Raw genomic sequence first — 24,728 nt, forward strand, 5'->3', positions numbered from 1 at the left:
CTACCGGTAGCCGGTGACGTCCGCCTCCTTGCTCTCCTGGTCGACCTCGGTGATGTAGCGCCAGGCGTCGGGCGCGGAGCCGTCCACGTCCGTGAAGCCGTACTCCTTGGCGAGTCCGCCGCTGGAGAGCGACTTGCCGTTGTGGCGTGCCACGTCGGGGTCGGCGGCGAGCGCGACGAGGGCCCGGCCCACGAACGTCGGGGTCTCGGAGATGGCGAAGTGCGGGTTCTGCTCGGTGCCCGCGAGCCAGTTCTCCTCGGTCACCTTGAAGTAGGTGTCGAGCATCGCCTCGGAGCGCAGCCAGCCGGGCGTCAGACAGAGCGCCGTGCAGCCGTACTCCTCGACCTCCTGGGCGAGGTCGTGCGCCATCCGCAGCGGGGCCGCCTTGGCGAGGTCGTAGTAGAAGGGCTTGCGGTAGTTCGCGCGGTTGTACTCCTCGGTGCCGTCGGTGACCTCGACGACCAGGCCGCCGCGGTTCCTGATCAGGAGCGGCAGCGCGTACCTGCTGGTGACGATGTGGGTCTCCATGCCCAGGCGCAGGATGCGCAGCCCCTTGTCGAGGTCGTGCTCCCACATCTTCTTGTCCCACTCGACGTGGCCGTCGCCGCCCCAGATGTCGTTGACGAGGATGTCGAGGCGGCCCTGTTCGCGGTCGATGCGCTCGACGAGGGCCTCGACCTGCTCGGGCTCCAGGTGGTCGGTGGGCACGGCGATGCCCTTGCCCCCCGCGGCGTCGACGAGCTCCGCCGTCTCCTCGATGGTCTCGGTGCTCCGGCCGATCTCGCTGGTGTGCTCGCGGGTGGTGCGTCCCGTCACGTACACGGTGGCTCCGGCGCGGCCGAGCTCCACGGCCATCGCGCGGCCCGCGCCGCGGGTGGCGCCCGCGACGAGGGCGATCTTTCCGGTCAGTGTCTGCGTGGTGTCCATGCCTTTGACGCTTCCACCAAAAGCCGACATCCCCTGTCGGTTTTTCCATGGGCATGTGCACGCATAACGAGACAGCCGCATTCCGGCGCACTCCGCGTGCGCCCCCACTCCGCAGGACCGATGCTTGTCCCGTGATGGACGAGACCGAGTTCTGGGAGATGGTGGACGGTACTCGCGAGGCCGCCGGCGGCGACCCCGAGGATCACGCCGAGCTGCTCGTCGAGCGACTGCTGCAGTCCGACCCGGACTCCGTCCTCGACTTCGCCCGTCACTTCGAGTCCCGCTACAACCGCGCCTACCGCTGGGACCTGTGGGGCGCCGCCTGGGTGCTGCTCGGCGGCGCGAGCGACGACGCCTTCGACTACTTCAGGTGCTGGCTGATCGGCCAGGGCCGCGAGGTCTTCGAGGGCGGTGTGCACGACCCGGACTCGCTCGCCGAGCTCCTGGACGAGTTCGACGAGGAGCTCGACGGCGACGGCGAGGAGCTCGGCTACGCCGCCGACGAGGCGTACGAGCAGCTCACCGGCGTCGTCGCCCCGGACCTCGGCATTCCGCCCGCGCCCCCGGAGCCGGAGGGCACGCCCTTCGACTTCGAGGACGACGCGGTGATGGCACAGCGCTATCCGAAGCTGTGGGCACGGTTCATGGCGGACTGACGTACGACGGATCCGTACGGCTCAGGATCATCTCCGTGCGCCGCGGCAGGCCCGCGTCGATCATCTCCGGCTGCGGCGTGACCCAGTAGCGGCCGTCGGCGATCTGCTCGAAGCAGCGGCGGGCGTGCTCCTCGGCGGTGATGCCCTGGGCGTCGGCGCGCTCCTGGAGCCGGGCGCGGAAGCCCGCGACCTCGGGCGGGGTGCCGTCGCCGGGCCCGGCCGCCCGGAAGATCTCGCTGCGCACGGAGTCCGGCAGTACGACGGAGACCTGGATGTCGGCCTGCTTCATCCGCAGTTCGTGCGCGAGCGACTCGGTGAGCGCGAGCGTGCCGAACTTGGTGACGCTGTACGGCGCCATCAGCGGGCTCGGGAAGAGGCCGCCGACGGAGGAGACGTCGACGATCCACGCCTTGGTGCCGCGTTCGAGCAGCCGCGGCACGAAGGAGCGGATGCCGTTGACGTACCCGCCGACGTTGACGCGCAGGGCGGCGTCCCAGCGTTCGGCGGGGATCTCCCAGGAGTAGCCCATCGCCATGATCCCGGCGTTGTTGACGAGCAGGTCGACGGCGCCGAACCGCTCGTACGCACGGTCGGCGAGCGCGTCGACCGAGGCCGGGTCGGCGACATCGGTGGGCACCGCCTCGACCTCGGCGCCCTCCTTCGCCAGCTCGCCCGCGAGGTCCGCGAGGCGCTCGGCCGCGATGTCGGCGAGGACGAGCTTCATGCCGAGGGACGCGGCGTGCCGGGCGAACCCGGCGCCGATCCCGGCCGACGCCCCGGTGATGACGGCGACCTTGCCGCGGAAGGTCTCTGCTGCGCTGCTCATGGTCGGGTGACCTCCGTGGTCCGGGATCCGTGGCTCAGAAGTGGGTGCCGCCGTCGATGCGGACCTCGGTGCCGGTGATGAAGCGGCCGTCGTCCGAGGCGAGCATCGCGACGACGGAGGCGACGGTCTCCGGGCCCGCGAAGCCCTGGCCGAGCGCGGGGGCGAGCTTGATGAACAGGCTCATGTCGGCGTCCTCGGGCAGGCCGGGGCCGACGCTCTGGCGGCTCGCGCCGGAGCCGTCCGTCATGCCGGAGGAGATGGAGCCGGGCTGCACGGCGGTGAAGCGGATGCCCTGCTTGCCGTACTCGCTGGCGAGGGCGTGCGTCATGGACTGGATGCCGCCCTTGCTCGCCGCGTACGCCGCCATGTACGGGTGGGCGAACATCGCGGAGGTGGAGCTGAAGTTGACGACCGCGGAGCCGTTGCCCTCCAGGAGCGCCGGGATCGACTCGCGGATCATCAGGAAGGTGCCGGTGAGGTTGACCCCGATGACCTGGTTGAAGGCGTCGAGGGTGGTCTCGTGGGTGTGCGAGGAGCGCAGGATGCCCGCGGCGTTCACCAGGACGTCCAGGCCGCCGAGCGCGGCGGTGGCGGCGGCGACGCCCGCGCGGACCGACTCCTCGTCGGCGATGTTCACGACGACGGTGGTGAGGCGCCCGGCGTCGGCGCCCGCCTTGGTGACGGTGTCCTTCAGGCCGTCCTCGCTGACGTCGGCGGCGACGACCCTGCCGCCCTCGGCCAGCAGGCGCAGCACGGTGGCCTGCCCGATGCCGGAGCCGCCGCCGGTGACCAGGGCGCGGCGTCCTTCGTAGCGGTTCAGGGTCTGCATGGCGTTCTCCCACTCTCGCAATCTTGCCTTCGATTACACGGTACGCCTGAGTGGCACGATCTGCCACTTCGGCCAAACATGCCCATGTGGCCGGGGCGGCGTAGGCTTCGGCAGGTGAGCACCCAGTCGACCGCCCCGCCCCTCTCCCTCACGGAACGCCGCAAGCTGGCCACCCAGCTGGAGATCGCGCACGCCGCAGCCGAGCTCTTCACCGAGCACGGGCCCGACGGCACCACGGCCGAGGCCATCGCGGGCCGGGCCGGGGTCGCGCTGCGCACCTTCTACCGGTACTTCCGCAACAAGCAGGACGCGGTGGGACCGCTGCTCGCCGTCGGCGGGGAACGCTGGCGTGCGCTGCTCGCCGCGAGCGAGCCGGGCGCGGGACTGCCGAAGGCCCTGGAGGCGGCGATCGCGGAGGCGCTCGCCGCACCGGACCTGGCCGCCGCGGACGGCCTGCGCCAGGCACGCGGTCTGCTGCGCGCCGCGGCGGACGACCCGGCGCTGCGGGCGGTCTGGTACCGCGTGAACCAGGAGTCCGAGGAGAAGCTCCGCCCCGTGGTCGCGGACCTCGCGGGCAAGGACGCGCCCGCCCTGGAGGTCCGCCTCGCCGCGGCCGCCGCGACCGACGCGATCCGGATCGCCCTGGAGACCTGGGCGGAATCGGACGCGGACGTCACGGGCCCGGACTCACCGGCGGACCTCGCGGTGCGGTGCCTGCGGGAACTCATGGGCGGGATGGGGCTGTTGACGCGGATGAGCACTCCGCCGGAGGTGCGGTCGTGAACCTGCGGGCCGGTGGGGGCCGATCGCGCAGTTCCCCGCGCCCCTTACGGGCCCCGGTGCCCGCCCATGCCCGCGTCCCCCGCAGGGTCCGGCGCGAACACCATCATGGTCACGTCGTCCCGCACGGTGCCCGCGTAGCCGACCACGTCCGCCCAGACCCGTTCGGTGAGGGCCGCCGGATCGTCCAGGAGGACGGCGTCCGCCTTGAGCATCGAGGTGAGCCGCTCCGGCAGCGGATAGAACGCGCCGGTCGCGTCGCGGGCCTCGCTCACCCCGTCGGTCAGACCCAGCAGCAGATCGCCCGCGAGCAACGGCACCGTCAGCTGCTCGGGCGGGGAGAGCCCCGCGAGACCGAGGCCGAGCGGGGCGCCCGCGGCGACGGCCAGCTCGGTGACCTCGGTGCCGCGGAGCAGCAGCGGCGGCGGGTGACCGCAGGAGACCACGCGTACGACGGAGGAGTCGTCGGGGAACTCCAGGAGCACCGCCGTGGCGAACAGCTCGGCGTGCTCGTCCCCCGCCGAATCCACGACGAGCCTGCGGTCCAACCGGGCGGCGACGCCCTCCAGGTCGGGCTTGTCGAGCACCGCCTCGCGGAACGCGCCGAGGAGCGCGGCGACGGTGCCGACCGCGGCGAGGCCGTGCCCCTGCACATCACCGACCAGGGCGCGCACCCCGCACGGCCCCCTGCGGACGTCGAAGAAGTCGCCGCCGACCAGCGACTCGTGCTGCGCCGCCTGGTACAGGCCCGCGCACCGCACCCTGCCGACCCGCTCCGGCAGCGGCGGAAGGACCGCGAACTGGGCCGCCTCCGCGACCGTGCGGACCGTGACGAGCTGGGCCTCGCGGCGGCTGCGCACCCAGGCGAAGAGCACGCTGAGCAGCGAGATGAAGGTGATCGTCAGCTCGTCGCTGCTGCCCGGGTGGCCGAGGCCGAACCCCGGCAGGGACAGCATCATCACCACGACGCCGCCGAGGAGCGCGGTGGCGGCGGGCCCGTACGACAGGGCGGCCAGCGGCGGGGCCGCCGCGACCAGGAAGCTCAGGTCCACCGTCTTCGGGGTGAGCAGCTGGATGAGGACGATCGCGACCAGGAGCAGCGGCGGGGGCCAGTGCACCCAGGGCGGGGGCGGCGTGCCGCGCAGCAGCCAGTCCCGCTGGCCCGCGTCGCGCCGTCTGGACGCAGCCCTGATCATGCCCTCACGCTCCTACGGCGGGGGACACACCGCACCCCGGGCCGGTCCGTCGGGTGCGCCGTCCCCGCAGCTCACAGGGGGCGGCCCATGAGGACGTCGTCGACGTACACGCCGTCGAGCAGGAACTCCCCGGGCAGCACGCCCTCGGTCACGAACCCCTCCGCCTCGTAGAGCCTGCGGGCGGGGGTGTTGTGCCCGAGGACCCGCAGCGTGATGCGGAGCGCGCCCTGTCTGCGGGCCTCCTCGATGGCCGCCCTGATCAGCCCTCTGCCGACGCCCTTGCCGCGCGCGTCCTCGGCGACGGCGATGCCCTGGATCTGCCGGACGTGCGCGTTGACGAGCAGCGGGGTGGGATAGCCGAGCTTCACATAGCCGACGATCCGCCCGTCCACCTCGGCGACCAGGTGGTCACGGGGCCCGAAACGGTCGTTGAAGAAGGGTTCGTACGGCGGCTGGGGGCGCGGCTGCACCGCGTGCAGCGTGGACCAGGTGGCGCGGTCGAGGCGGGCGAGGGCGTCGTCGTCCTCGGGCAGGGCGGTGCGTATGTGCATGTCCGGCATGGCGCCACTGTACGGCGGCCGGAGCGGGCCTCTCCGACGTTTTTGGGGGCAGGATGGGCCCATGGAAACCACACGGTCCCGCGTCGCCGTGGCCGGCGCGTCCGGGCTCATCGGTACGGCGCTGACCCGCTCCCTCACCGAGGACGGGCACGAGGTGGTACGGCTGGTGCGCAGGGCGCCCCGCGCGAAGGACGAGGTGCGCTGGGACCCCAAGAAGCGATACGTCGACACGGCCGGGCTCACCGGCTGCACCGCGGTCGTCAATCTCGCGGGCGCCGGCATCGGCGACCACCGCTGGACGGCCGCGTACAAGCGGGAACTCCGCGACAGCAGGGTGCTCGGCACCGCCGCGCTCGCCGCCGCCGTCGCCTCGCTCGACGAGCCGCCGCGCGTGTTCCTGAACGCCGGCGCGATCGGCTACTACGGAGACACCGGACAACACGCGGTCGACGAAAGCGCCCCTCCCGGAGAGGGCTTCCTGCCGTCCCTGTGCGTCGCCTGGGAAGGAGCCGCCGACGCCGCGCAGCAGGCGGGCATCCGCACCGTCATCGCACGCAACGGCCTGGTCGTGGGCCGCGACGGCGGGGCCTGGGGGCGTCTCTTCCCCCTCTTCAAGGCGGGGCTCGGCGGGCGTCTGGGCAGTGGACGGCAGTACTGGAGCTACATCTCCCTGCACGACGAGGTGGCCGCGCTCCGGCACCTCATCGACACCGAGTCGCTGTCCGGCCCCGTGAACCTGACGGCACCGGACCCGCTCACCAACCGGGAGATCACGGCCGCGATGGGGCGGGTGCTGCACCGCCCCACCCTCCTGACCGCGCCCGCGGTGGCGCTCCGCGTGGTGCTCGGGGAGATGGCGGGGGACGTCCTCGGCAGCCAGCGCGTACTCCCCACCCGGCTCCTGGAGTCCGGTTTCTCCTTCACCTACCCGGGCATCGAAGAAACCCTCCGGGCGGCCCTCCGCTGACACCCCGCCCCACCTGCACCGGGCTTGCGCCTGCGTGCACGACCACCGGCGCCGTGGGCTGTGCCCACGGTGCCGCCCCGCGGCACGATTGCCCGCAGCAGAAACCCGAGGCGGGACGCCCCCGCGCCCCCGCGCCCCCTCCCGACGTGCGACCCACGTGCGACCGTGCCCGGTGCATGCGCGACTGCCTCCGCCCCGCCCCGCTCCTACCCTCGTCCCGAACTCGTGGATTCCGGAGCCCTGTCGGGGGCATCAGGCCCCCACAAGCCCGCACGACCTCTGGAGGGGCACGTGCTAGAGCCTGCGCACCATGCCGATGTCGTCATCGTGGGGGCCGGGGCCGCGGGGCTCTCGGCCGCACACCGGCTGACCAGCGCCGGTGTAACGACCGTAGTCCTGGAGGCCGCCCCTTGCGTAGGCGGCCGCATGTCGACCGAGAAGATAGACGGGTTCCGGCTCGACAGGATCGGTCAGCTGCTCACCACCTCGTATCCGGAACTGCGGCGCACCCCGGGCCTGGACTCCCTCGTCCTGCGCCCCTTCGCACCCGGCCTCCTCGTGCACAGCGAGGGCAGGCACCACCGCGCCGCGGAGCCCCTGGCCGCACGGAGCGCAAGGGGCGCACTCACCGCGGCACGCGCCCTGGCGAGCGCCCCCCGGGCGTCCCGAGCGGCCAGGCCCCCCGGCAGGACGGCGCAGGGCACCCCCACCCGCACGCCCGCCGCCCGCACCACCCCCCTGGGCACCCCCTTCGACCAGGCCCGGCTCGGCTCCGCGCTCGCCCGCATCGCGGCGACCCCCGTCGAGCGCCTCCTGGACCGCCCCGAACTCCCGGCCAGGGACGCCCTGTTCGCCCGCGGCCTGCCGTCCCGCACCATCGACGGCTTCCTGCGCCCGCTGCTCTCGGCGCTCCTGTGCGACCCGGGCCTGACGACGTCGAGCCGCTGCGCGGACCTCGCGCTGCACGCCTTCGCGCGCGGTCGCCTCTGCCTGCCGGAGGGCGGCGCCGAGGTGCTGCCCGAACTCCTCGCCGCCGCCCTGCCGCCCGGCACGGTCCGCACCGGCGTCCGCGTCACCTCGGTCTCCACGACCTCCGTGACCACCGCGGGCCACGGCGAGATCTCCTGCCGGGCGGTGCTGCTCGCCACGGACGCGCGGGCCGCCGCGGAACTCCTGCCGGGGCTGCGCGTGCCGCCGTTCCACGAGGTGACGGTGGTGCACCACACGGCGCCCGAGCCGCCGCTCGACGGCCCCGCACTGCTGCTCGACGCCGACCGCGCGGGCCCGGTCGCCCATACGGCGGTCATCAGCCAGGTCGACCCGTCGCGCGCCCCCGCGGACCGCGTGCTCGTCTCGTCGACGGTGCTCGGCCCGCCGCCCGACCAGCGCGCCGTCCTCAGCCACCTCGCCGACCTGTACGGCACCCCGACCGACCGCTGGGAGCTGCTCGCCGTCCACCACACCCGCGAGGCCGTCCCCGCGATGCCGCCCCCGCACGACGTGCGCCGCCCGGTGCGGCTGCTCTCGGGGCTGTACGTGTGCGGGGACCACCGGGACACCAGCACGGTGCAGGGCGCACTGCACTCGGGCCGACGCGCGGCCCACGCCGCGCTCACGGACTTCGGCATCGTCACGGCGTACGCCCCGGAGTCGCTGCCCGCGGCCGCCTGACCCATCCGACCTCTGTCCCGCTCCCCCGGAAGCCCCTGCGCCCCCCACGCGGGGGCTTCTCCCTTCCCGCCCGCCGCCCGCACCCGACACCCCACTCCCACAGAACCCTGCAACTCCCCTTGCCACACGGGTAGTACGCGGTTACGTTCCCCCGGGATCGCCCAGCAGCGGGAGGACTGACGTGCGTCGTACCTTGCCGGTGATATCGCTCATCCTCGGCCTATTCATGGGAGCTATGTCCTTGCCCGGTGCCCAGGCCGACGCGCCACCCAAGGAGCCCGCAGGGGCGCGGACGCCGCCGGACGTCGTCCCCCGCCCGACCGACTGGACCGCGCTCGAGGGCCGCACCGCGCTCACCCGCACCACCCGCATCCTCATCGACCCGCGCACCGCACAGGCCACCGCGCTGCCCGCCGGACGCGCCGAACTCCCGGGCCCCGCACGGCAGTCCGTACGACAGCTCGCCACCCAGCTGCGTACGGAGATCGAGCAGGTCACCGGCATCGCCCCGCGCATCACCAGCGGTGGCCTGCCCGCCCCCGGCGACATCGCGCTCACCCTCACCGACCAGGGCGCACTCGGCGCCGAGGGCTACCGCTTCGACAGCAGGGGACCCGTCCGCATCGAGGCCGCGTCCACCCACGGCCTCCACTACGGCACCCGCACCCTGCTCCAACTCCTGCGCGCCACCGCCAGGAACCATCGCGAGGTGCCGCGCGCCACGGCCGTCGACAGGCCCGCGCAGGCGATCCGCATGGTCCACCTGGACGCGGGCCGCAAGTACTGGAAGATCCCGTACCTGGAGAACCTGATCCGCAGGATGGGCGACCAGAAGCTCAACACGCTCCTGCTGCACCTCTCCGAGTCCGAGGGCTTCCGCCTGTACAGCCCGAAGTTCCCGGGCCTCGCCGACCCCGGGCACAGCTACAGCCGCGCCGACATCGAGCACCTCAAGGCCTTCGCGGCCCGCCATCACGTCCAGCTGATGCCCGGCCTGGAACTCCCCGGCCACGCCACCGTGATCAGCCAGGCCTTCGGCATCGGCTTCGGCGCGGGCCGGAACCCGTGCACGGGCGCGCACACGCACTCCCACCTCACGCCCGACTGGATCATCGACATGACCAGCGAGAAGGCGGTGGCGAAGTCGAAGGAGATCGTGGCGGAGTTCGTGGACTGGTTCGACGCGCCGCTGTTCTCCATCGGCGCGGAGGAGGTCCCCGGCCAGCTCGCCGAGTGCCCGCGCGTCAAGGACCACCTGGCGTCCGACCCCGACGTCTCCACGCTCGGCGACCTGCTCAACCGCTACATCAACACCCTTGACGACGTGGTCGCTTCGCACGGCAGGCGCACCGCCGTCTACAACGGCTCCGAACACCTGACCGCACCCCAGCAGAAGGTCCACGCCCCGGTCGTCTTCCTCACCTGGGAGGGCACGGGCGCGGAGCCCGCCGTCCCCGGCCACGACGAGATCGCCATCGGCCCGTTCTACGACACCCCGAACAACTACCACCACAAGTATCCGGACGAGCCCTGGATGTACGACAGTTGGGCGCCGAGCACCGCCCCCGACATGCTCGGCTCCGGCGTCACCAACTGGGCCGACTACAACTTCTGGGCCGACGACGGCTACTTCGAGCAGCACATGGCGGGCGCCCGCGCGATCCTCGCCGACCGCGCCTGGAACCGGTCCGCGACACCGGACACCCTCACCGGCTTCCGGGCCCGCGCCGCCCGCATCGGCGACCCTCCCGGCACCACCCCGGCGCCCGTGCCGCCCCGCGTCGAGGGGCGTCCCAGCCACCACTGGACCTTCGACGACGCGTCGTACCCGAGCGGCTGGACGTACGCGGGCAGCCCCGGCAACACGATCCTCGCCGAGGACACGGCCGGTGACCTGCCCGGCACTTCGTACATCATCGACAACCCCACCCCCGTGCCCGGCGTGCGCGGCCAGGCCTGGCGCTTCGACTCCGACCGGGACGGCGTGGGCTTCGGCGGCCTCGACGTCGCCGAGCCGTGGACGGTCTCGGTGCGGGTCCGCGCCGCGTCACGGACCTCCGACCAGGTCCTGCTCAGCTCGAAGGCGGGCGCCCTGAAGCTGATGCAGCACGGCACGGGCAAGGTCGGCCTCACGCGCTACGGCGCCGCGGACCACAGCTTCGACCACACCCTGCCGCTCGACCGCTGGACGCGGCTGACCTGGGTCGCGACGCCGGGACACACGGTCCTGTACGCCGACGGGGAGCGGGTCGGCGCCGTCGCGGCGTCGATCCCGCTCCCCCTGCGCTCCATCGGCACGGAGAAGGCGAGCCTGCGGGGCGACCTCGACGAACTGCTCACCTGGGACGAGGCGTTGACCCCGGCGCGGGTCGCCCGCCTGAGGTGACATCGGCGCCGGGTCTCAGCCGAGCGCAGCGACCCGGTCGCGGTACCCCCTCACCGGCGCCGCGTCCCGGTAGGGCTCCAGGCGCCGCTCGAAGTCGCGTACGTACTCGTGCGCGCGCGCCGACCGCATCTCGCCCGCCGCCTGCGCCGCCTCGGCACCCAGCTGGCAGGCCTGCTCCAGCTCGCCGAGGCCGAGCCTCGCAGTGGCGAGGACCACCCGGCAGAACAGCCGGCTGCGCGCGAAGGCGGGTGCGCGCAGCTGGAGCGAGCGCTCGGCGTACTGGGCGGCGGCGCGGTACTGCTGGAGATCGCGGTAGCTGTGCCCGAACTCGTCCGCGAGCTGTGCCTCGTCGAAGAAGCGCGCCCAGTGCGGCACCTCGTCGCCGGGCCGCGCCGCTTCGAGCGACCGCTCGGCCCGCACCAGCGATGCCGTGCAGGCCCGCACCTCGCCGAGCACCCCGTGGCCGCGCGCCTCGGCCGCGTACAGGAGGGCCTGGACGACGGGCGGGGCCGATGAGCCGACGCCCTGCTGGGCGACGCGGGCCAGCTGCACGGCCTCGCGCCCGTGCCCGAGATAGACGGCCTGGCGGCTCATGGTGACCAGGACGTACGAGCCGTACGCACGGTCGCCCGCGGCCTGCGAGAGGCGCAGCGCCTGGACGTAGTACCGCTGGGCAAGGCCGTGCGCCGCGATGTCGTACGAGGTCCAGCCCGCGAGCCGGGTCAGGTCGGCGGCGGCCGCGAAGAGCCGTCGTCCCGCCTGCTCGCCGTAGGTACCGCGGAGCATCGGCTCGGCCTCGTGCTCCAGATAGCGCACCAGGGCCTGCCGGGCGTGCCCGCCGCCGTACGCGTGGTCGAGGGCGCGGAAGAGTTCGCCGACGGCCCGCAGCGCCGCGATGTCACCACTGGTGACCCGCTGCCCGGGGCCGCGTTCGGAACCCTGGCGCTGGCGGGGCACGACGGGCCGCCCCTGGACCGGCACGCGCGAGTGGCCGGGATCGGACTCTCCCCGCCCCACGCGCTCGTCGGCGCGGCCGATCAGCCAGTCCCTGCTGGGCACGACGAGGCCCGCCGGGGTGAACGCGATCTTCCGCAGTTCCGCGTGGCTGCCGGAGTCCTTGCGCCACAGGCCTCCGACGATGTCGACCGCCTCTTCCGGGGAGGCCGCGAACTCCAGGCCCGCGTACACCGGCGCACATGCGTCGAGGCCGAGGTCCTGCGCGGAGAGGCGTCGCCCGAGCCGCCGGGTGAAGACCTCTGCGATCAGCGCGGGCGTGGTCCCTCTGGGCTGCTGGCCGCGCAGCCAGCGGGTCACGGACGTCTTGTCGTAGCGCAGGTCGAGGCCGTGCTCGAGCCCGAGCTGGTCGACGCGGCGCGCGAGGCCCGCATTGGAGAACCCGGCTTCCGAGATGAGCGCGGCTAGCTGGCGGTTGGGGGTGCGCTGCGGGGGTCGTTCCGTCATCGGCTGTGCGGTCTCCTGCCTTCCGGGCCTGCCTTGAGCAGCCCTTATGGCCTCGTGAACGGCGCGAATGTAACGGCCATCACAGCCTTCATCGGGTCCTTCGCCCCGCATTCATCCGATCGTGTGAGGAACCCGGGTCGAAGTTGCCGGTCGAGGGGGCCCGTACAGTGGCAGAGGCGCGATATGTGCACGGTGAACGTTCAGGGAGGCACTGCCGTGAGTGAGTTTCGGTTCGTCCGGCTGGGGTTCGGCCCGGACGCCGTGGAGTACCAAGAGGCGTGGGACGAGCAGCGCCGCGTGCACGCCGCCCGTTTCACCGACGAGGTCCCGGACACCTGCCTGCTCCTGGAGCACCAGCCGGTCTACACCGCGGGCCGCCGCACGGAGGCGAGCGAGCGCCCGCTCGACGGCACCCCCGTCGTCGACGTGGACCGCGGCGGCAAGATCACCTGGCACGGCCCGGGCCAGCTCGTGGGCTACCCGATCCAGAAGCTGCCGCGCCCGGTGGACGTCGTAGCACATGTGCGCCGCCTGGAAGAGGCACTTATCCGTACGTGTGCGGAGTTCGGCCTGGAGACCTCGCGCGTCGAGGGCCGCAGCGGCGTATGGGTCCTCGGTGACCCGGTGGAACAGCGTCCGGCACTCGGCGGGCTCTCCCTGGACTTCGATCCGCGGCTGCAGGACGACGAGTTCGACGCCCGGTTCAACGGTCCCGAGTACGCCCCGTCCAACGCGGGCCAGCGCCGCGAGGACCGCAAGCTCGCCGCGATCGGCATCCGCGTCGCCAAGGGCGTGACGATGCACGGCTTCGCGCTGAACGTGAACCCGGACAACACCTGGTTCGACCGGATCATCCCGTGCGGTATCCGCGACGCGGGCGTGACGTCCCTCTCGTACGAGCTGGGCCGCGAGATCACCATCGCCGATGTGCTGCCCGTCGCCGAGCGGCATCTGCGGGACGTCCTGGAGAACGCGGAGCTGAAGCCGCGCGTCATCGAGCAGGCCGCCGTCTAGACGGGACCGGGGCTCGGGGGAATGCACCCCCTTGGCCAGAGGTTGGCCAGAAGTAAGCCCAACGACATCACGGGCGTACCCTGGTGTGCGCCGAAGAATCGAAGATTACCTCGACAAACAGGAGCCGATGTGTCCGCAGTCGCACCCGACGGACGCAAGATGCTGCGCCTGGAGGTCCGGAACAGCCAGACCCCCATCGAGCGCAAGCCCGAGTGGATCAAGACCCGGGCAAAGATGGGCCCCGAGTACAACGCCCTGCAGAAACTCGTGAAGAGCGAGGAGCTGCACACGGTCTGCCAGGAAGCGGGCTGTCCGAACATCTTCGAGTGCTGGGAGGACCGCGAGGCCACGTTCCTCATCGGCGGCGACCAGTGCACGCGACGCTGCGACTTCTGCCAGATCGACACCGGCAAGCCGCAGGCACTCGACCGCGACGAGCCGCGCCGCGTCGGTGAGTCCGTCGTGAAGATGGACCTGAACTACGCCACCATCACCGGCGTCGCCCGCGACGACCTGGCGGACGGCGGCGCCTGGCTGTACGCGGAGACCGTGCGCCAGATCCACGCGATGACGGCGGAGCGCGAGGCCGGTTACACCAAGGTCGAGCTGCTCATCCCCGACTTCAACGCCGACCCGGACCAGCTGGCCGAGGTCTTCTCGTCCCGCCCCGAGGTCCTCGGGCACAACGTCGAGACGGTGCCGCGCATCTTCAAGCGGATCCGCCCCGGCTTCCGTTTCGAGCGCTCCCTCGAGGTCATCACGAAGGCCCGCGAGGCCGGTCTGGTCACCAAGTCCAACCTGATCCTGGGCATGGGCGAGACCCGTGAAGAGGTCAGCGAGGCGCTGCGCCAGCTGCACGAGGCGGGCACCGAGCTCATCACCATCACCCAGTACCTGCGCCCCACGCCGCGCCACCACCCCGTGGAGCGCTGGGTCAAGCCCGCCGAGTTCGTGGAGCTGAAGGACGAGGCCGAGCAGATCGGCTTCTCCGGAGTGATGTCCGGGCCGCTGGTCCGCTCCTCGTACCGGGCGGGCCGCCTGTACCAGATGGCCATCGAGAAGCGCGGTGCGTACGTCGCGTCGCAGGCGGTCTGACCCGGCCGGTCCGCCACTGTGTGAATCGGCGCACAAGTGACTACCAACCAGTAGTGGCCGTAATGACGCGGCCCATACGATCCCCGCAGGTGAACGGGATCGTATGGGCCGCGTCAGCGTTTTGGGCCCTCGCGTCAAGGTTTCATCGGTGTTTGACCGGTCGGTCACGCCCTGGTAACACCAATCAGTGACCCTGGAATTACCGCACGTACAGCCTTACCCATAGCCGCTCCCCACCCGAGCCGCTCCCCAGGAGGGCCCCATCATGCAGGCCGCGCCCGTACGCGCCACCGCGATCCCGTCCGTCACCGACGCACTGCGCGCCGTCGAGTCGCTCCTCATGAGCGGCGGCCAGCGCACCGCACGCCGCAATGCCTGGACTTCCGTGCTCGAGGACCGGCGCCGCGCCAAGGACCGGGTCGAGGCGGAGCGCGTGCTCGAAGAGGCCGTGACAACCCGCACGTCGTAGTCGGTTCCGGGGACACGTAGACTTCACGGCATGGCGAGGAAGGAAACCACCGCGGCGGCTTCGGCCGCGGAACCAGGGCGACTCAAGCAGATTGCCCTCACCTACAAGATGACCCGGCGGGCCGACCCGAAGATCGGCCTCATCATCGCGGCTGTGGGAATCGTCACCTTTGGTGTCTTCCTCGCGATCGGCTTCTGGCTCGGTCACCCGGTCTACCTGGGCATTCTCGGCTTCCTGCTCGCCTTCCTCGCGATGGCGATCGTCTTCGGACGCAGGGCCGAGCGGGCCGCCTTCGGTCAGATGGAGGGCCAGCCCGGCGCGGCGGCCGCGGTGCTCGACAAGATCGGCCGCGGCTGGACGACCACCCCGGCGGTCGCGATGAACCGCAGCCAGGACGTCGTGCACCGCACCGTCGGCAAGGCGGGCATCGTCCTGGTCGCCGAGGGCAACCCGAACCGGGTCAAGGGCCTGCTGGCCGCCGAGAAGAAGAAGATGGCGCGCATCGTCGCGGACGTCCCCGTGCACGACGTCATCGTCGGCACCACCGACGACACGGTGTCCCTGAAGAAGCTGCGCACCACGCTCCTGAAGCTCCCCCGCGTCCTCACGGGCCCGCAGGTCACCGCGACCAACGACCGCCTGCGCGCGATGGGCGACCTCATGTCGAACATGCCGCTCCCGAAGGGTCCGATGCCCAAGGGCGCGCGCATGCCGCGCGGCGGCCCGAAGATGAAGTAGCCCTCGCTCCACGTACACGGCATACACGAAGGCCCCGGAACCGATCAGGTTCCGGGGCCTTCGTCGTCGGTCTGCTGTCTGCCGGTCTGCTGTCTGCTGTCTGCTGTCTGCTGTCTGCTGTCTGCTGTCTGCGCTCAGATCCGGATCTGGACGGCGCGGGCGAGGCGGTCGTGCAGGCCGCGGCCGTCGCGGTCCCAGATGAGGGCAGGGATGGCGACGCACAGCAGGACGCTGCGGAGCAGGACCCGGCCGGCGCCGAGGCGGCCGCCGCCCTCGGCGATGACGCGCAGCCGGAAGAGGGCCTTGCCGGGCGTGCAGCCGATCGTGCCGACGGTGAGCACGCTCATGACGAAGAAGATGCCGAGGGCCCAGTTGCCCATCGCCTGCTGGTCACCGCGAGCGAACAGGCCGTATGCGATGACCATGCACAGGCCCCAGTCCACGGCGATGGCGCCGATGCGGCGGCCCGGGCGCGCGATCGACCCCGGCCCCTCCTCGGGCAGGCCGAGCTGCTCGCCCCGGTACCCGAAGTCGACACCGGCCTCCTCCGCGGCCGCGCGCGGTCCTGACAGCCACGATCCGATTGCTTGCCTGTTGTCCACCCGTCCACGGTACTGCGCCCGTTTTCGTACGGGGACGGGCGGGGTCGTCCACGGCGTCGTACCCGAGGGGCCGGGACGGGGCCGGGCGCACCCGGGCCGGTTAACTTCGGCGAAACAAATGGGTCATGCTTGAGAAATCCCCCGTCCCTATGGTCGGGTCCCAGCGTGTGCCACCGCACTGGCCGCACAACAAGCTGCAACCCCGTCCCGCCCCGGGCGGGAGTAGGAGGAGTTGGATGTTGTTCCAGAACGCCGACGACGCGAAGAAGTTCATCGCGGACGAGGACGTCAAGTTCATCGACGTCCGCTTCTGCGACCTGCCCGGAGTGATGCAGCACTTCACGATCCCGGCGGCGGCGTTCGACCCGGACGAGGAGCTGGCCTTCGACGGTTCGTCGATCCGCGGCTTCCAGGCCATCCACGAGTCCGACATGGCGCTGCGCGCCGACCTGTCGACGGCTCGCGTGGACCCCTTCCGCCGCGACAAGACCGTCAACATCAACTTCTTCATCCACGACCCGATCACGGGCGAGCAGTACAGCCGTGACCCCCGCAACGTCGCCAAGAAGGCGGAGGCGTACCTGGCCTCCACCGGCATCGCGGACACGGCCTACTTCGGCCCGGAGGCGGAGTTCTACGTCTTCGACAACGTCCGCTTCCAGACGTCGGCGAACGAGAGCTTCTACCACATCGACTCCGAGGCGGGCGCCTGGAACACCGGTGCGGTCGAGAACAACCGCGGCTACAAGGTCCGTTACAAGGGCGGCTACTTCCCGGCCCCGCCGGTCGACCACTTCGCCGACCTGCGCGCCGAGATCTCCCTCGAACTGGACAAGAACGGCCTCCAGGTCGAGCGCCAGCACCACGAGGTGGGCACGGCGGGCCAGGCCGAGATCAACTACAAGTTCAACACGCTGCTCGCCGCGGCCGACGACCTGATGCTCTTCAAGTACATCGTGAAGAACGTCGCCTGGCGCAACGAGAAGACCGCGACCTTCATGCCGAAGCCGATCTTCGGCGACAACGGCTCGGGCATGCACGTCCACCAGTCGCTGTGGTCCGGCGGCGACCCGCTCTTCTACGACGAGCAGGGCTACGCGGGCCTCTCGGACACCGCCCGCTACTACATCGGCGGCATCCTCAAGCACGCCCCCTCGCTGCTCGCCTTCACCAACCCGACGGTGAACTCCTACCACCGCCTGGTCCCCGGCTTCGAGGCCCCGGTCAACCTGGTCTACTCGCAGCGCAACCGCTCCGCGGCCATGCGCATCCCGATCACGGGCTCGAACCCGAAGGCCAAGCGCGTCGAGTTCCGCGCGCCCGACCCGTCCTCCAACCCGTACCTGGCGTTCTCCGCCCTGCTCCTGGCGGGCCTGGACGGCGTCAAGAACAAGATCGAGCCCGCCGAGCCGATCGACAAGGACCTCTACGAGCTCGCCCCCGAGGAGCACGCGGGCGTCCCCCAGGTCCCGACCTCCCTCCCCGCGGTCCTCGACGCCCTCGAGGCGGACAACGAGTACCTCCAGGCCGGCGGCGTCTTCACGTCCGACCTCATCGAGACGTGGATCGACTACAAGCGCACGAACGAGATCGCCCCGATCCAGCTGCGCCCGCACCCGCATGAGTTTGAGCTGTACTTCGACATCTAAACCGCAGGCCCGGTTACCCCGGGCCAGAGCCACAGATGCCAGCAGCGAGGGCTGCTTCCCGGAATCGGGAAGCAGCCCTCGCTGGCTTGTAGAGACCCCCATTCCCGCCCTTAGCGATCCGCCACGATCCGCCATGCGGCGCATGCGGGCAGATTGCTGTCATCGGCCATGTGGGGTGGCGGGCCGGGGCAAGCTTCCGTTCTTGGTGCACGCAGTGGGTGTGGGGCCGGGGCGAGGAGGGTGGGTGTGGCGGTGGACGGGCGGCACGGTGGGCGGCGGGTGGGGAATGTGGCCGGGCCGCGGACGGGGACGGTCGATCGGCTTGCGGAAGTCGCGGAGATCGAGCGGCTGTTCATCGGGCCCTCGCTCGAAGGGCCGACGCGGCTTGTGACGTTGACCGGGGTCGGTGGGGTGGGGAAGACGCGGGTGGCGCTGGATGCCGCCGCCGCGCTGCAGCCGCGGTTCCGGGACGGGGCGTGGCTGGTGGAGCTCTCGCCGTTGCGGCAGCAGGGGGGTCTGCTGGCGCATGTCATCGCGGAGGTTCTGCCGCTGGCCGATCAGAGCACCCGTCCGATGATCGAGGTGCTTACGGAGTATCTGGCCGAGCGGGAGCTGCTGTTGGTGCTCGACACCTGCGAGCACCTGACCGATGACTGCGCGCTCGTCGCCGAGGCCCTGTTGGGGGCAGCGCCCGGTCTGCGGATCCTGGCCACCAGTCGGCGTGTCCTGAACGTGGTGGGTGAACGGGTGCTCACGGTCGAGCCGTTGCCCGTGCCCGATGCCGACGACGCCGGGGCGGGCACGGCCGATGCCGTGGTCCTGCTGACCATGCGCGCCGCGGAGGCGGTGCCCGGCTTCACGGTCACCGATGCCGAGCGCGCGGAGCTGGTGCGGCTGTGCCGCCGTCTCGACGGGCTGCCGCTGGCGATCGAGCTGGCCGCTGCCCGGCTGCGCGATCTTCCGGTGCGGGAGCTGACCGCCCGCCTCGACGACCGTTTCGCCGTCCTCGGCGACACGGAGGGCGCCGTCACCGACGCCGATCCGCCCTGGCACCAGGCCCTGCGTACGGCGATCGGCTGGAGCCACCAGCTGTGCACCCCCGCCGAACGGCTGCTGTGGGCCCGGCTCTCGGTCTTCGCCGGGAGCTTCGACGCCGAGACGGCCCGGCAGGTCTGCGCCGACGGCCATCTCCCCGCCCACGAGATCCCCGCCGTGCTCGGCACGTTGGTGGAGGAGTCGATCCTGATCTGGCAGCCCACCGGGGACGGCGAGCGCTACCGGATGCTGGACACCATCCGCGAGTACGGGGCCCACTGGCTGCGCGGCATCGGCGAGGACGACGCGCTGCGCCGCCGCCACCGTGACCACTATCTGGCCCTGGCCCGCCGGGGCGACGCCGCCTGGATCGGGCCCGAGCAGTTCGCCTGGTACGACCGGATGACCGCCGAGCACGACAACCTCCGTGCCGCGCTGGAGTACAGCCTGGCCGAGGCCGATGGCCACAGCGCGCTGGAGATGGCCGCGGCGCTGTGGTTCTTCTGGTACGGCTGCGGGTTCGTGAAGGAGGGCAGGCACTTCCTGGACCAGGCGCTCGCCGCCGACACCGCCCCCTCCCCCGCCCGGGTCAAGGCGCTGTACGTCTGCGGTCCTGTGCTCGTCTACCTCGGCGATCTGCCCGCCCTTGAGGAACGGGCCGCCGAATGCACCGCCCTGGCCGGGCACTTCGGGGACGCGGAGCGGAGGTACGCGGCCGCCACCGAGCTGCGAGTGTCGGTCATGCGCGGCGACCTGGCGCAGGTGGTGTCCCGGGTCGAGGCCCAGCTCGCCACCGACTGGCGCGAGGAAACGCTCACCCTGATTCCGCTGGCGGCCCTGGTCTTCGGTTCCCACGCGCTCGTCGCCTCGGGCCGCTTCGAGGAAGCCGTCGTCCGGCTGGACGAGTTGAGCGCCGCCTGCGACCGGGCGGGCGAGCGCAGCATGCGTGCCTGGGGCGACTACGTCCGCTGCCAGGCCGAGCTGGCCCTGGGCCGCTTCGAGGAGGCCCACGAGCATGCCCGGGCCGCGCTGCTCGTCAAGCACCGGCTGCGCGACGGTGTGGGCACCGGCCTGGCCCTGGAGTCGGTGGCCCGCGCCGCCACCGCCACGGGCCGCCGCAGGGACGCCGCGTGGCTGCTCGGTCTGGCCGCACAGCTGTGGGAGACGCTGGGTCTGCCGCAGGCGGGCATCCCCGCGGCGGTGGCCGCCTACCAGGCCTGTGAACGCCAGACCCGCGAAGCCCTCGGGGAAGACGCCTACCGGCGCGCCTTCGACGCAGGTCATGACGGCGACCTGAACACCGGCATCACCTACGTCCTGAACCACTCCTTCGCGCCGCCGCGCTAGCGGGCGGCGGCAAACGAACAGCATCGGGGAGGAGGACGATGGAAGTGACCTGAGGAAGAGGTGAGGCGACGTGGTGGCGGCGCGTATGGGGCTTGAGCCCAGTGGGCAGGGGTGGCTGCAGGTGGCCGAGTTCGGCATCGCCTTTGTGCTGTCGAGCCTCATCGGGCTCGAACGGGAGATCCGGCAGAAGGCCGCGGGGCTGCGTACGTACACGGTGGTCGGGGTCGGCGCCGCCCTGTTCACGCTGGTGAGCAAGTACGGCTTCAGCGATGTGCTGCACTCCGGCACGGTCTCCGTCGACCCTTCGCGCGTGGCCGCGCAGATCGTCTCCGGGCTCGGCTTCATCGGCGCGGGCGTGATCTTCGTGCAGCGGGGTTCGGTCCAGGGTCTGACCACCGCGGCGACGATCTGGCTGACGGCCGCGGTGGGCTCGGCGGCCGCCGCGGGCCTGCCGCTGCTCGCCGCCCTCGCGACCGCGTCCTACTTCCTCGTCTCGTACGGGGTCAGGCCCCTGGCCCACCGGCTCGCCGCCCTGCGGTCGGTGCCCGCCGGTTTCCGGATCACCTGTCTCCAGCGGCCACGGCTGCTGCACGACCTCCTGGAACAGTGCGAGCACGCCGGTTTCGACGTCGCCGAGCTGCGGACCGTCTCCGCGGACGGCACCACGACGGAGGTGGTCGTCTCCGTGCTGGGGCGGGGCGACCTCGGCGGGCTGACCGTACGGTTCGCCGAGGTCCCCGGGGTGGTGGCCTGCCGACGCGAGCGCCCCGCCGACGAGTGACGGTCAGCCGGCCGGCAGCGGCACGGGCCGGAAGTGGGTCGTGAGGCGTCCCGTCCCGTCCAGGACGTGGAAGGCGACCGCGGGAGGGAGATCCCGGTGGACGTGGTGGGAGGCGTGGTCCTGGGCCTCCCAGGGGAGGCGGAGGGTGGAGACCACTCCTGGGGCCACCAGGAGGGGGCGGTTCGCGAAGGTGGTGGCGGCGGGCGTGTGGGCGTGTCCTGCCAGGAACGCCGTCACGTTCGGGTGGCGTGCGGTCAGGTCCGCGAGGCGGTGCTCGTCGAACTGGCGGATCCCGTCGACGTACGGCGTGTGCAGCGGGACCGGCGGGTGGTGGAAGGCGATCAGGACGGGACGGTCGGGCGGGGTGTCGGCGAGGAGGCCGGAGAGCCACGCCAGGGTCTCGTCCGCCAGGCGGCCGTGGTCCTCGCCGGGGACCGATGTGTCGCACAGGGCCAGGGTGAAGTGGTCGGTGACGTACGACTGGTCGACCGGCCCCTTCGCGGCGCCTTCGCCGATGAGGTGCGCGCGGAACGCGGTGCGCTCGTCGTGGTTGCCGGGGCAGGTCAGCAACGGGTGGCGGGAGGTGAGGAGTTCGCGGGCCGCCGCGTACTCGGCGGGGGCGCCGTGGTCGGCGATGTCGCCGGTGACGACGACGGCGTCCAGGTCGTACGGGAGGTCGTTCAGGTAGGTCATGACGGCGCGGGTGCGGTCGGCACTGCGGCCGCCGTCCTCGGCGCCGGTGTCGATGTGGATGTCGCTCACGTGGGCTATCACTGGCATGCCGCGAACCTACGGGGCCCGCGGGGCCGGGTTAAGAGCCAACCGCGGGTGCTTGGACTGGTCCGCGGACCGTGGCTCAGCCCCGCAGGAAACGCACCGAAGGCCGCTCGCCGCACCCGTCGCCCGCCCGCGTCACCACCGCCCGCACCCCGTACACCTCCGCGATCAGCTCCTCGGTGATCACCTCGGCGGGGGTTCCCGCCGCGTACGCCCTGCCCTCCTTCAGGACGAGGAGCCGGTCGCAGAACATCGCCGCCAGATTGAGGTCGTGCAGCGCGACGACGCTGGTCACGGGGAGCTCGGCCACCAGCGAGAGCAGCTCCAACTGGTGCTGGATGTCCAGGTGGTTGGTGGGTTCGTCCAGGAGCAGCTCGCGGGGTTCCTGGGCGAGGGCGCGGGCGATCTGGACGCGCTGGCGTTCGCCGCCGGACAGGGTGTGCCAGGACTGCGTCGCGCGGGCGGCGAGGCCGGTGCGCTCCAGGGCCTCCCGGACCGCGCGCTCGTCGTCCGGCGTGGGCGCCGACCAGGCGCGGCGGTGCGGGATGCGGCCCAGGCGCACGACGTCCCCCACCGTCAGCTCGACCTGGGTGGAGGCATGCTGCCCGACGACGGCGATCCGGCGCGCGACGGTGCGGCGGCCGGTGTCGGCCAGCGGGCGGCCGTCCAGGGTGACCACTCCGGAGGCCGGGGCGAGGACGCCCGCGAGGATGCGCAGGAGCGTGGACTTGCCGGAGCCGTTCGGGCCGAGGAGGCCCACGGTGGCGCCCGCGGGCGGGGCGAGGCTGACGCCGTCGACGACGAGGCGGCCGCCCGCCTCGCGGCTGACGCGGTCGGCGCGCAGGCCGTGGGTGTTCGGTGCGCCGGCTGCGTACGTCATGTCGCCCGCCTCGTCCGGTAGAGCACGGCGACGAACGCCGGTACGCCGATCAGGGACGTCACCACGCCCACCGGGACCTCCTGCGGGTCGAGGACGGTGCGGGCCAGGGTGTCCACCCAGACGAGGAAGACCGCGCCCGCGAGCGCCGTGACGGGCAGCAGTCGGGCGTGGCCCGAGCCGACGAAGGCGCGGGCCGCGTGCGGCAGGACCAGGCCGACGAAGCCGATGGCGCCCGCCGAGCTGACCAGGGCGGCGGTCAGCAGGGCCGTGGTGCAGAGCAGGATCAGTCGGGTGCGGGCGACGCGGACGCCGAGGGTCGCCGCCGCCTCCTGGCCGAACGCGAAGGCGTCGAGGGTGCGGGCGTGGGACAGGCAGACGAGCAGGGCGCAGGCCAGGACGGCGGCGCACAGCCACACATCGGTCCAGCCCACCCCGCTGAGCGAGCCGAGCAGCCAGAACAGCACCCCGCGGGTGGTCTCCGCGTCGCCCGCCGTGAGGATGACGAAGGACGTGAGGGCGGAGAAGAGCTGCATCGCGGCGACGCCGGACAGGACCACGCGGTCCGTGCTGCCGCCCAGCGTGTGGCTCAGGAGCAGCACGAGGGCGAACGAGCAGAGCGCGCCCACGAAGGCGCCCGCCGACACGGACACCGCTCCCCCGCCCACGCCGAGGACGACGACCGCGACCGCGCCCGTGGACGCCCCGGAGGAGACCCCGAGCACGAAGGGGTCGGCGAGGGGGTTGCGGAGCAGGGACTGCATGACCGCGCCGCACACCGCGAGTCCCGCGCCGCAGACCGCGGCGAGCAGGGTGCGCGGCATCCGCAGGTTCCAGACGATGCCGTCCCTGATCGGGGTGAGCCGCGCCTCGCCCCAGCCGAGGTGCGCGGCGAGCGCCGACCACACGTCGGGCACGGAGATGTCCGCGGGCCCGATGGTGACGGCGACGGCCACGGAGAGGACGAGCGCGACGGTCCCCGCGAGGCACAGCAGCCCCTGCCGCGCGGTGGCGGCCGCGGTCGCCCTGCTCACCTGGCGAGCCCGAACTTCCGCAGCCCCGCGGCCACTTGCTCGATGCCGTCGACGGTGCGGATCGTGGGGTTCATGGCCTGGCCGCTGAGGAGTACGTAGCGCTTCTTCCGCACGGCGGTCAGGTTCTTGGTCACCGGGTTGGTCTCCAGGAACTTGATCTTCGCGGCGGCGCTCTCGGCGGACTGCGACTTGCGGGTGAGGTCGCCGATGACGAGGACGTCGGGGTCGCGGTCGGCGACGGTCTCCCAGTTGATCTGGGGCCATTCCTCGCGGGTGTCGTCGAAGACGTTCTGCGCGCCGAGCTCGCGGGTGATGATGCCGGGGGCGCCGCAACAGCCCGCCATGTAGGGGGCGTCGGAGTTGGCGAACCAGTAGAGGAGCGTGGCGTCGGAGGCGTCGATGTCCTTGGTGGCCTTGGCGACGCGGGCCTTCATGCCGGCGATCAGCTTCTCGCCGCGCTGCTCGACGCCGAACACCTTGGCCAGGTCGCGCACTTCGCCGTAGACGGTGTCCATGGTGAGGGTCTTGACGCGCTTGCCGTCGCCGCCGCCGTCGTTGTCCTTGCCCGCGCAGTCGGTGGGCGAGACATAGACGGGCACGCCGAGTTCGGTGAACTTCGTGCGGTCGGCGACGCCGCCCTTGCCGACCGTGTAGAGGAAGGAGGCGCTGACGAAGTCCGGTTCCTCGGCGAGGACCTTCTCCAGGGACGGGTAGCGATCGGAGAGCCGCTCCACCTTCGCGTTGTCCTTCGCGAGGTTCTTCAGAACGGGGTCGGTCCAGGTGCCGGTGCCCGCCATGCGGTCGGCGAGGCCGAGGGAGAGCAGGATCTCCGTGGAGCCCTGGTCGAGGGAGACCGCACGCCGCGGTGGGGCCTTGACCTCGGCCTTCTTGCCGCAGGACGCGACCGTGACCGGATAGCCGTCGGCGCTCTTGCCCGCGGGCCGCTGTGCGGAGCCGTCGCCGCACGCGGTGAGCGCGAGCGCCGCGGCGCAGAGCAGGGCGGCCTTACGTATACGGTCTTTCGAGGACACGCGATCCCTTGAGTCTCACG

Annotated in this window: 23 protein-coding genes; 12 read left to right on the forward strand and 11 right to left on the reverse strand. The window is 72.1% G+C overall.

What is annotated here, in order from left to right; genetic code table 11:
- Positions 1 to 927 (reverse strand): SDR family oxidoreductase, encoded by a 927-nt coding sequence (locus ACFWZ2_RS26220; RefSeq protein ID WP_384549637.1) that lies wholly within the window; start codon positions 925 to 927, stop codon positions 1 to 3.
- A 134-nt stretch (positions 928 to 1,061) separates the two neighbouring features.
- Between ACFWZ2_RS26220 and ACFWZ2_RS26225 the strand changes: the two genes are divergently transcribed.
- Positions 1,062 to 1,583, forward strand: coding sequence for a DUF4240 domain-containing protein (locus tag ACFWZ2_RS26225; protein ID WP_384549733.1), 522 nt, complete (start codon positions 1,062 to 1,064; stop codon positions 1,581 to 1,583).
- On the opposite strand, the gene ACFWZ2_RS26230 is transcribed toward ACFWZ2_RS26225, so the two are convergent.
- Positions 1,570 to 2,409 carry an SDR family NAD(P)-dependent oxidoreductase gene (locus ACFWZ2_RS26230; RefSeq protein ID WP_384549639.1) on the reverse strand — a complete coding sequence of 280 codons (840 nt, stop codon included), beginning with the start codon at positions 2,407 to 2,409 and terminating at the stop codon, positions 1,570 to 1,572. The genes ACFWZ2_RS26225 and ACFWZ2_RS26230 overlap by 14 nt on opposite strands.
- A gap of 34 nt (positions 2,410 to 2,443) precedes the next feature.
- Complete coding sequence (locus tag ACFWZ2_RS26235) at positions 2,444 to 3,238, reverse strand: SDR family NAD(P)-dependent oxidoreductase (RefSeq protein WP_384549641.1); 795 nt, start codon at positions 3,236 to 3,238, stop codon at positions 2,444 to 2,446.
- An 84-nt stretch (positions 3,239 to 3,322) separates the two neighbouring features.
- Here ACFWZ2_RS26235 and ACFWZ2_RS26240 point away from each other — a divergent pair, with 84 nt between their 5' ends.
- Entirely contained in the window at positions 3,323 to 4,021 is a 699-nt protein-coding gene (locus ACFWZ2_RS26240; protein WP_384549734.1) for a TetR/AcrR family transcriptional regulator, read from the forward strand.
- Positions 4,022 to 4,065: 44 nt separating this feature from the next.
- Here ACFWZ2_RS26240 and ACFWZ2_RS26245 read toward each other — a convergent pair whose 3' ends face one another.
- Positions 4,066 to 5,214 (reverse strand): PP2C family protein-serine/threonine phosphatase, encoded by a 1,149-nt coding sequence (locus ACFWZ2_RS26245; protein WP_384549643.1) that lies wholly within the window; start codon positions 5,212 to 5,214, stop codon positions 4,066 to 4,068.
- A gap of 71 nt (positions 5,215 to 5,285) precedes the next feature.
- The gene (locus ACFWZ2_RS26250; RefSeq protein ID WP_384549645.1) at positions 5,286 to 5,774 is read right to left on the reverse strand and encodes a GNAT family N-acetyltransferase; all 489 of its coding nucleotides are present in this window, start codon (positions 5,772 to 5,774) and stop codon (positions 5,286 to 5,288) included.
- 61 nt (positions 5,775 to 5,835) lie between these two features.
- Between ACFWZ2_RS26250 and ACFWZ2_RS26255 the strand changes: the two genes are divergently transcribed.
- The 3 genes from ACFWZ2_RS26255 (at position 5,836) to ACFWZ2_RS26265 (ending at position 10,798) form a co-directional block, all read left to right on the forward strand.
- On the forward strand, positions 5,836 to 6,741 hold the full coding sequence (locus ACFWZ2_RS26255) for a TIGR01777 family oxidoreductase (RefSeq protein WP_384549647.1): 906 nt from the start codon (positions 5,836 to 5,838) through the stop codon (positions 6,739 to 6,741).
- A 291-nt stretch (positions 6,742 to 7,032) separates the two neighbouring features.
- Positions 7,033 to 8,412, forward strand: a complete 1,380-nt coding sequence (locus ACFWZ2_RS26260; RefSeq protein WP_384549649.1) for an NAD(P)/FAD-dependent oxidoreductase — start codon at positions 7,033 to 7,035, stop codon at positions 8,410 to 8,412.
- 241 nt (positions 8,413 to 8,653) lie between these two features.
- Positions 8,654 to 10,798: a family 20 glycosylhydrolase gene (locus tag ACFWZ2_RS26265; RefSeq protein ID WP_384549651.1), complete on the forward strand. Its 2,145-nt coding sequence runs from the start codon at positions 8,654 to 8,656 to the stop codon at positions 10,796 to 10,798.
- A gap of 15 nt (positions 10,799 to 10,813) precedes the next feature.
- On the opposite strand, the gene ACFWZ2_RS26270 is transcribed toward ACFWZ2_RS26265, so the two are convergent.
- Positions 10,814 to 12,259 (reverse strand): regulator, encoded by a 1,446-nt coding sequence (locus ACFWZ2_RS26270; protein ID WP_384549653.1) that lies wholly within the window; start codon positions 12,257 to 12,259, stop codon positions 10,814 to 10,816.
- A 216-nt stretch (positions 12,260 to 12,475) separates the two neighbouring features.
- On the opposite strand from ACFWZ2_RS26270, the gene lipB reads away from it, so the two are divergent.
- The 4 genes from lipB (at position 12,476) to ACFWZ2_RS26290 (ending at position 15,575) form a co-directional block, all read left to right on the forward strand.
- Positions 12,476 to 13,273: a lipoyl(octanoyl) transferase LipB gene (gene lipB, locus ACFWZ2_RS26275; RefSeq protein WP_384549655.1), complete on the forward strand. Its 798-nt coding sequence runs from the start codon at positions 12,476 to 12,478 to the stop codon at positions 13,271 to 13,273.
- Positions 13,274 to 13,402: 129 nt separating this feature from the next.
- Complete coding sequence (locus ACFWZ2_RS26280) at positions 13,403 to 14,368, forward strand: lipoyl synthase (protein ID WP_384549657.1); 966 nt, start codon at positions 13,403 to 13,405, stop codon at positions 14,366 to 14,368.
- A 265-nt stretch (positions 14,369 to 14,633) separates the two neighbouring features.
- On the forward strand, positions 14,634 to 14,837 hold the full coding sequence (locus tag ACFWZ2_RS26285; RefSeq protein ID WP_384549659.1) for a hypothetical protein: 204 nt from the start codon (positions 14,634 to 14,636) through the stop codon (positions 14,835 to 14,837).
- Positions 14,838 to 14,867: 30 nt separating this feature from the next.
- Positions 14,868 to 15,575: a DUF4191 domain-containing protein gene (locus ACFWZ2_RS26290; protein WP_384549661.1), complete on the forward strand. Its 708-nt coding sequence runs from the start codon at positions 14,868 to 14,870 to the stop codon at positions 15,573 to 15,575.
- Between the two features lie 134 nt (positions 15,576 to 15,709).
- Here the strand turns inward: ACFWZ2_RS26290 and ACFWZ2_RS26295 are convergent, their stop codons facing one another.
- A complete protein-coding gene (locus tag ACFWZ2_RS26295) occupies positions 15,710 to 16,177 on the reverse strand; it encodes an RDD family protein (protein ID WP_384549663.1) in 468 nt (155 codons plus the stop codon).
- Between the two features lie 239 nt (positions 16,178 to 16,416).
- On the opposite strand from ACFWZ2_RS26295, the gene glnA reads away from it, so the two are divergent.
- The 3 genes from glnA to ACFWZ2_RS26310 all read left to right on the forward strand — a co-directional run bounded on the left by glnA (position 16,417) and on the right by ACFWZ2_RS26310 (position 20,989).
- Positions 16,417 to 17,826: a type I glutamate--ammonia ligase gene (glnA, locus tag ACFWZ2_RS26300; protein ID WP_384549735.1), complete on the forward strand. Its 1,410-nt coding sequence runs from the start codon at positions 16,417 to 16,419 to the stop codon at positions 17,824 to 17,826.
- A 246-nt stretch (positions 17,827 to 18,072) separates the two neighbouring features.
- A complete protein-coding gene (locus tag ACFWZ2_RS26305) occupies positions 18,073 to 20,208 on the forward strand; it encodes an ATP-binding protein (RefSeq protein ID WP_384549665.1) in 2,136 nt (711 codons plus the stop codon).
- An 85-nt stretch (positions 20,209 to 20,293) separates the two neighbouring features.
- Complete coding sequence (locus tag ACFWZ2_RS26310) at positions 20,294 to 20,989, forward strand: MgtC/SapB family protein (protein ID WP_384549737.1); 696 nt, start codon at positions 20,294 to 20,296, stop codon at positions 20,987 to 20,989.
- 3 nt (positions 20,990 to 20,992) lie between these two features.
- On the opposite strand, the gene ACFWZ2_RS26315 is transcribed toward ACFWZ2_RS26310, so the two are convergent.
- The 4 genes from ACFWZ2_RS26315 to ACFWZ2_RS26330 all read right to left on the reverse strand — a co-directional run bounded on the left by ACFWZ2_RS26315 (position 20,993) and on the right by ACFWZ2_RS26330 (position 24,708).
- A complete protein-coding gene (locus ACFWZ2_RS26315) occupies positions 20,993 to 21,769 on the reverse strand; it encodes a metallophosphoesterase (protein ID WP_384549667.1) in 777 nt (258 codons plus the stop codon).
- 76 nt (positions 21,770 to 21,845) lie between these two features.
- Positions 21,846 to 22,646 (reverse strand): ABC transporter ATP-binding protein, encoded by an 801-nt coding sequence (locus tag ACFWZ2_RS26320; RefSeq protein ID WP_384549669.1) that lies wholly within the window; start codon positions 22,644 to 22,646, stop codon positions 21,846 to 21,848.
- A complete protein-coding gene (locus ACFWZ2_RS26325) occupies positions 22,643 to 23,677 on the reverse strand; it encodes a FecCD family ABC transporter permease (RefSeq protein WP_384549671.1) in 1,035 nt (344 codons plus the stop codon). Before ACFWZ2_RS26325 ends, ACFWZ2_RS26320 begins: the two co-directional genes overlap by 4 nt.
- Positions 23,674 to 24,708: an ABC transporter substrate-binding protein gene (locus tag ACFWZ2_RS26330; RefSeq protein ID WP_384549673.1), complete on the reverse strand. Its 1,035-nt coding sequence runs from the start codon at positions 24,706 to 24,708 to the stop codon at positions 23,674 to 23,676. Before ACFWZ2_RS26330 ends, ACFWZ2_RS26325 begins: the two co-directional genes overlap by 4 nt.
- Between the last annotated feature and the right edge of the window lie 20 nt (positions 24,709 to 24,728).

The sequence above is a fragment of the Streptomyces sp. NPDC059002 genome, from assembly GCF_042740435.1.
In the GTDB taxonomy this organism is placed as follows: Bacteria; Actinomycetota; Actinomycetes; order Streptomycetales; family Streptomycetaceae; genus Streptomyces.

Bases quoted from the DNA above. Each gene is read 5' to 3' on its own strand.
- ACFWZ2_RS26230 (WP_384549639.1), bottom strand. From the start codon at position 2,409: ATGAGCAGCGCAGCAGAGACCTTCCGCGGCAAGGTCGCCGTCATCACC.
- ACFWZ2_RS26220 (WP_384549637.1), bottom strand. From the start codon at position 927: ATGGACACCACGCAGACACTGACCGGAAAGATCGCCCTCGTCGCGGGC.
- ACFWZ2_RS26290 (WP_384549661.1), top strand. From the start codon at position 14,868: ATGGCGAGGAAGGAAACCACCGCGGCGGCTTCGGCCGCGGAACCAGGG.
- ACFWZ2_RS26310 (WP_384549737.1), top strand. From the start codon at position 20,294: ATGGGGCTTGAGCCCAGTGGGCAGGGGTGGCTGCAGGTGGCCGAGTTC.
- ACFWZ2_RS26270 (WP_384549653.1), bottom strand. From the start codon at position 12,259: ATGACGGAACGACCCCCGCAGCGCACCCCCAACCGCCAGCTAGCCGCG.
- ACFWZ2_RS26235 (WP_384549641.1), bottom strand. From the start codon at position 3,238: ATGCAGACCCTGAACCGCTACGAAGGACGCCGCGCCCTGGTCACCGGC.
- ACFWZ2_RS26285 (WP_384549659.1), top strand. From the start codon at position 14,634: ATGCAGGCCGCGCCCGTACGCGCCACCGCGATCCCGTCCGTCACCGAC.
- ACFWZ2_RS26320 (WP_384549669.1), bottom strand. From the start codon at position 22,646: ATGACGTACGCAGCCGGCGCACCGAACACCCACGGCCTGCGCGCCGAC.
- ACFWZ2_RS26225 (WP_384549733.1), top strand. From the start codon at position 1,062: ATGGACGAGACCGAGTTCTGGGAGATGGTGGACGGTACTCGCGAGGCC.
- ACFWZ2_RS26250 (WP_384549645.1), bottom strand. From the start codon at position 5,774: ATGCCGGACATGCACATACGCACCGCCCTGCCCGAGGACGACGACGCC.
- ACFWZ2_RS26245 (WP_384549643.1), bottom strand. From the start codon at position 5,214: ATGATCAGGGCTGCGTCCAGACGGCGCGACGCGGGCCAGCGGGACTGG.
- ACFWZ2_RS26240 (WP_384549734.1), top strand. From the start codon at position 3,323: ATGTGGCCGGGGCGGCGTAGGCTTCGGCAGGTGAGCACCCAGTCGACC.
- ACFWZ2_RS26255 (WP_384549647.1), top strand. From the start codon at position 5,836: ATGGAAACCACACGGTCCCGCGTCGCCGTGGCCGGCGCGTCCGGGCTC.
- ACFWZ2_RS26315 (WP_384549667.1), bottom strand. From the start codon at position 21,769: ATGCCAGTGATAGCCCACGTGAGCGACATCCACATCGACACCGGCGCC.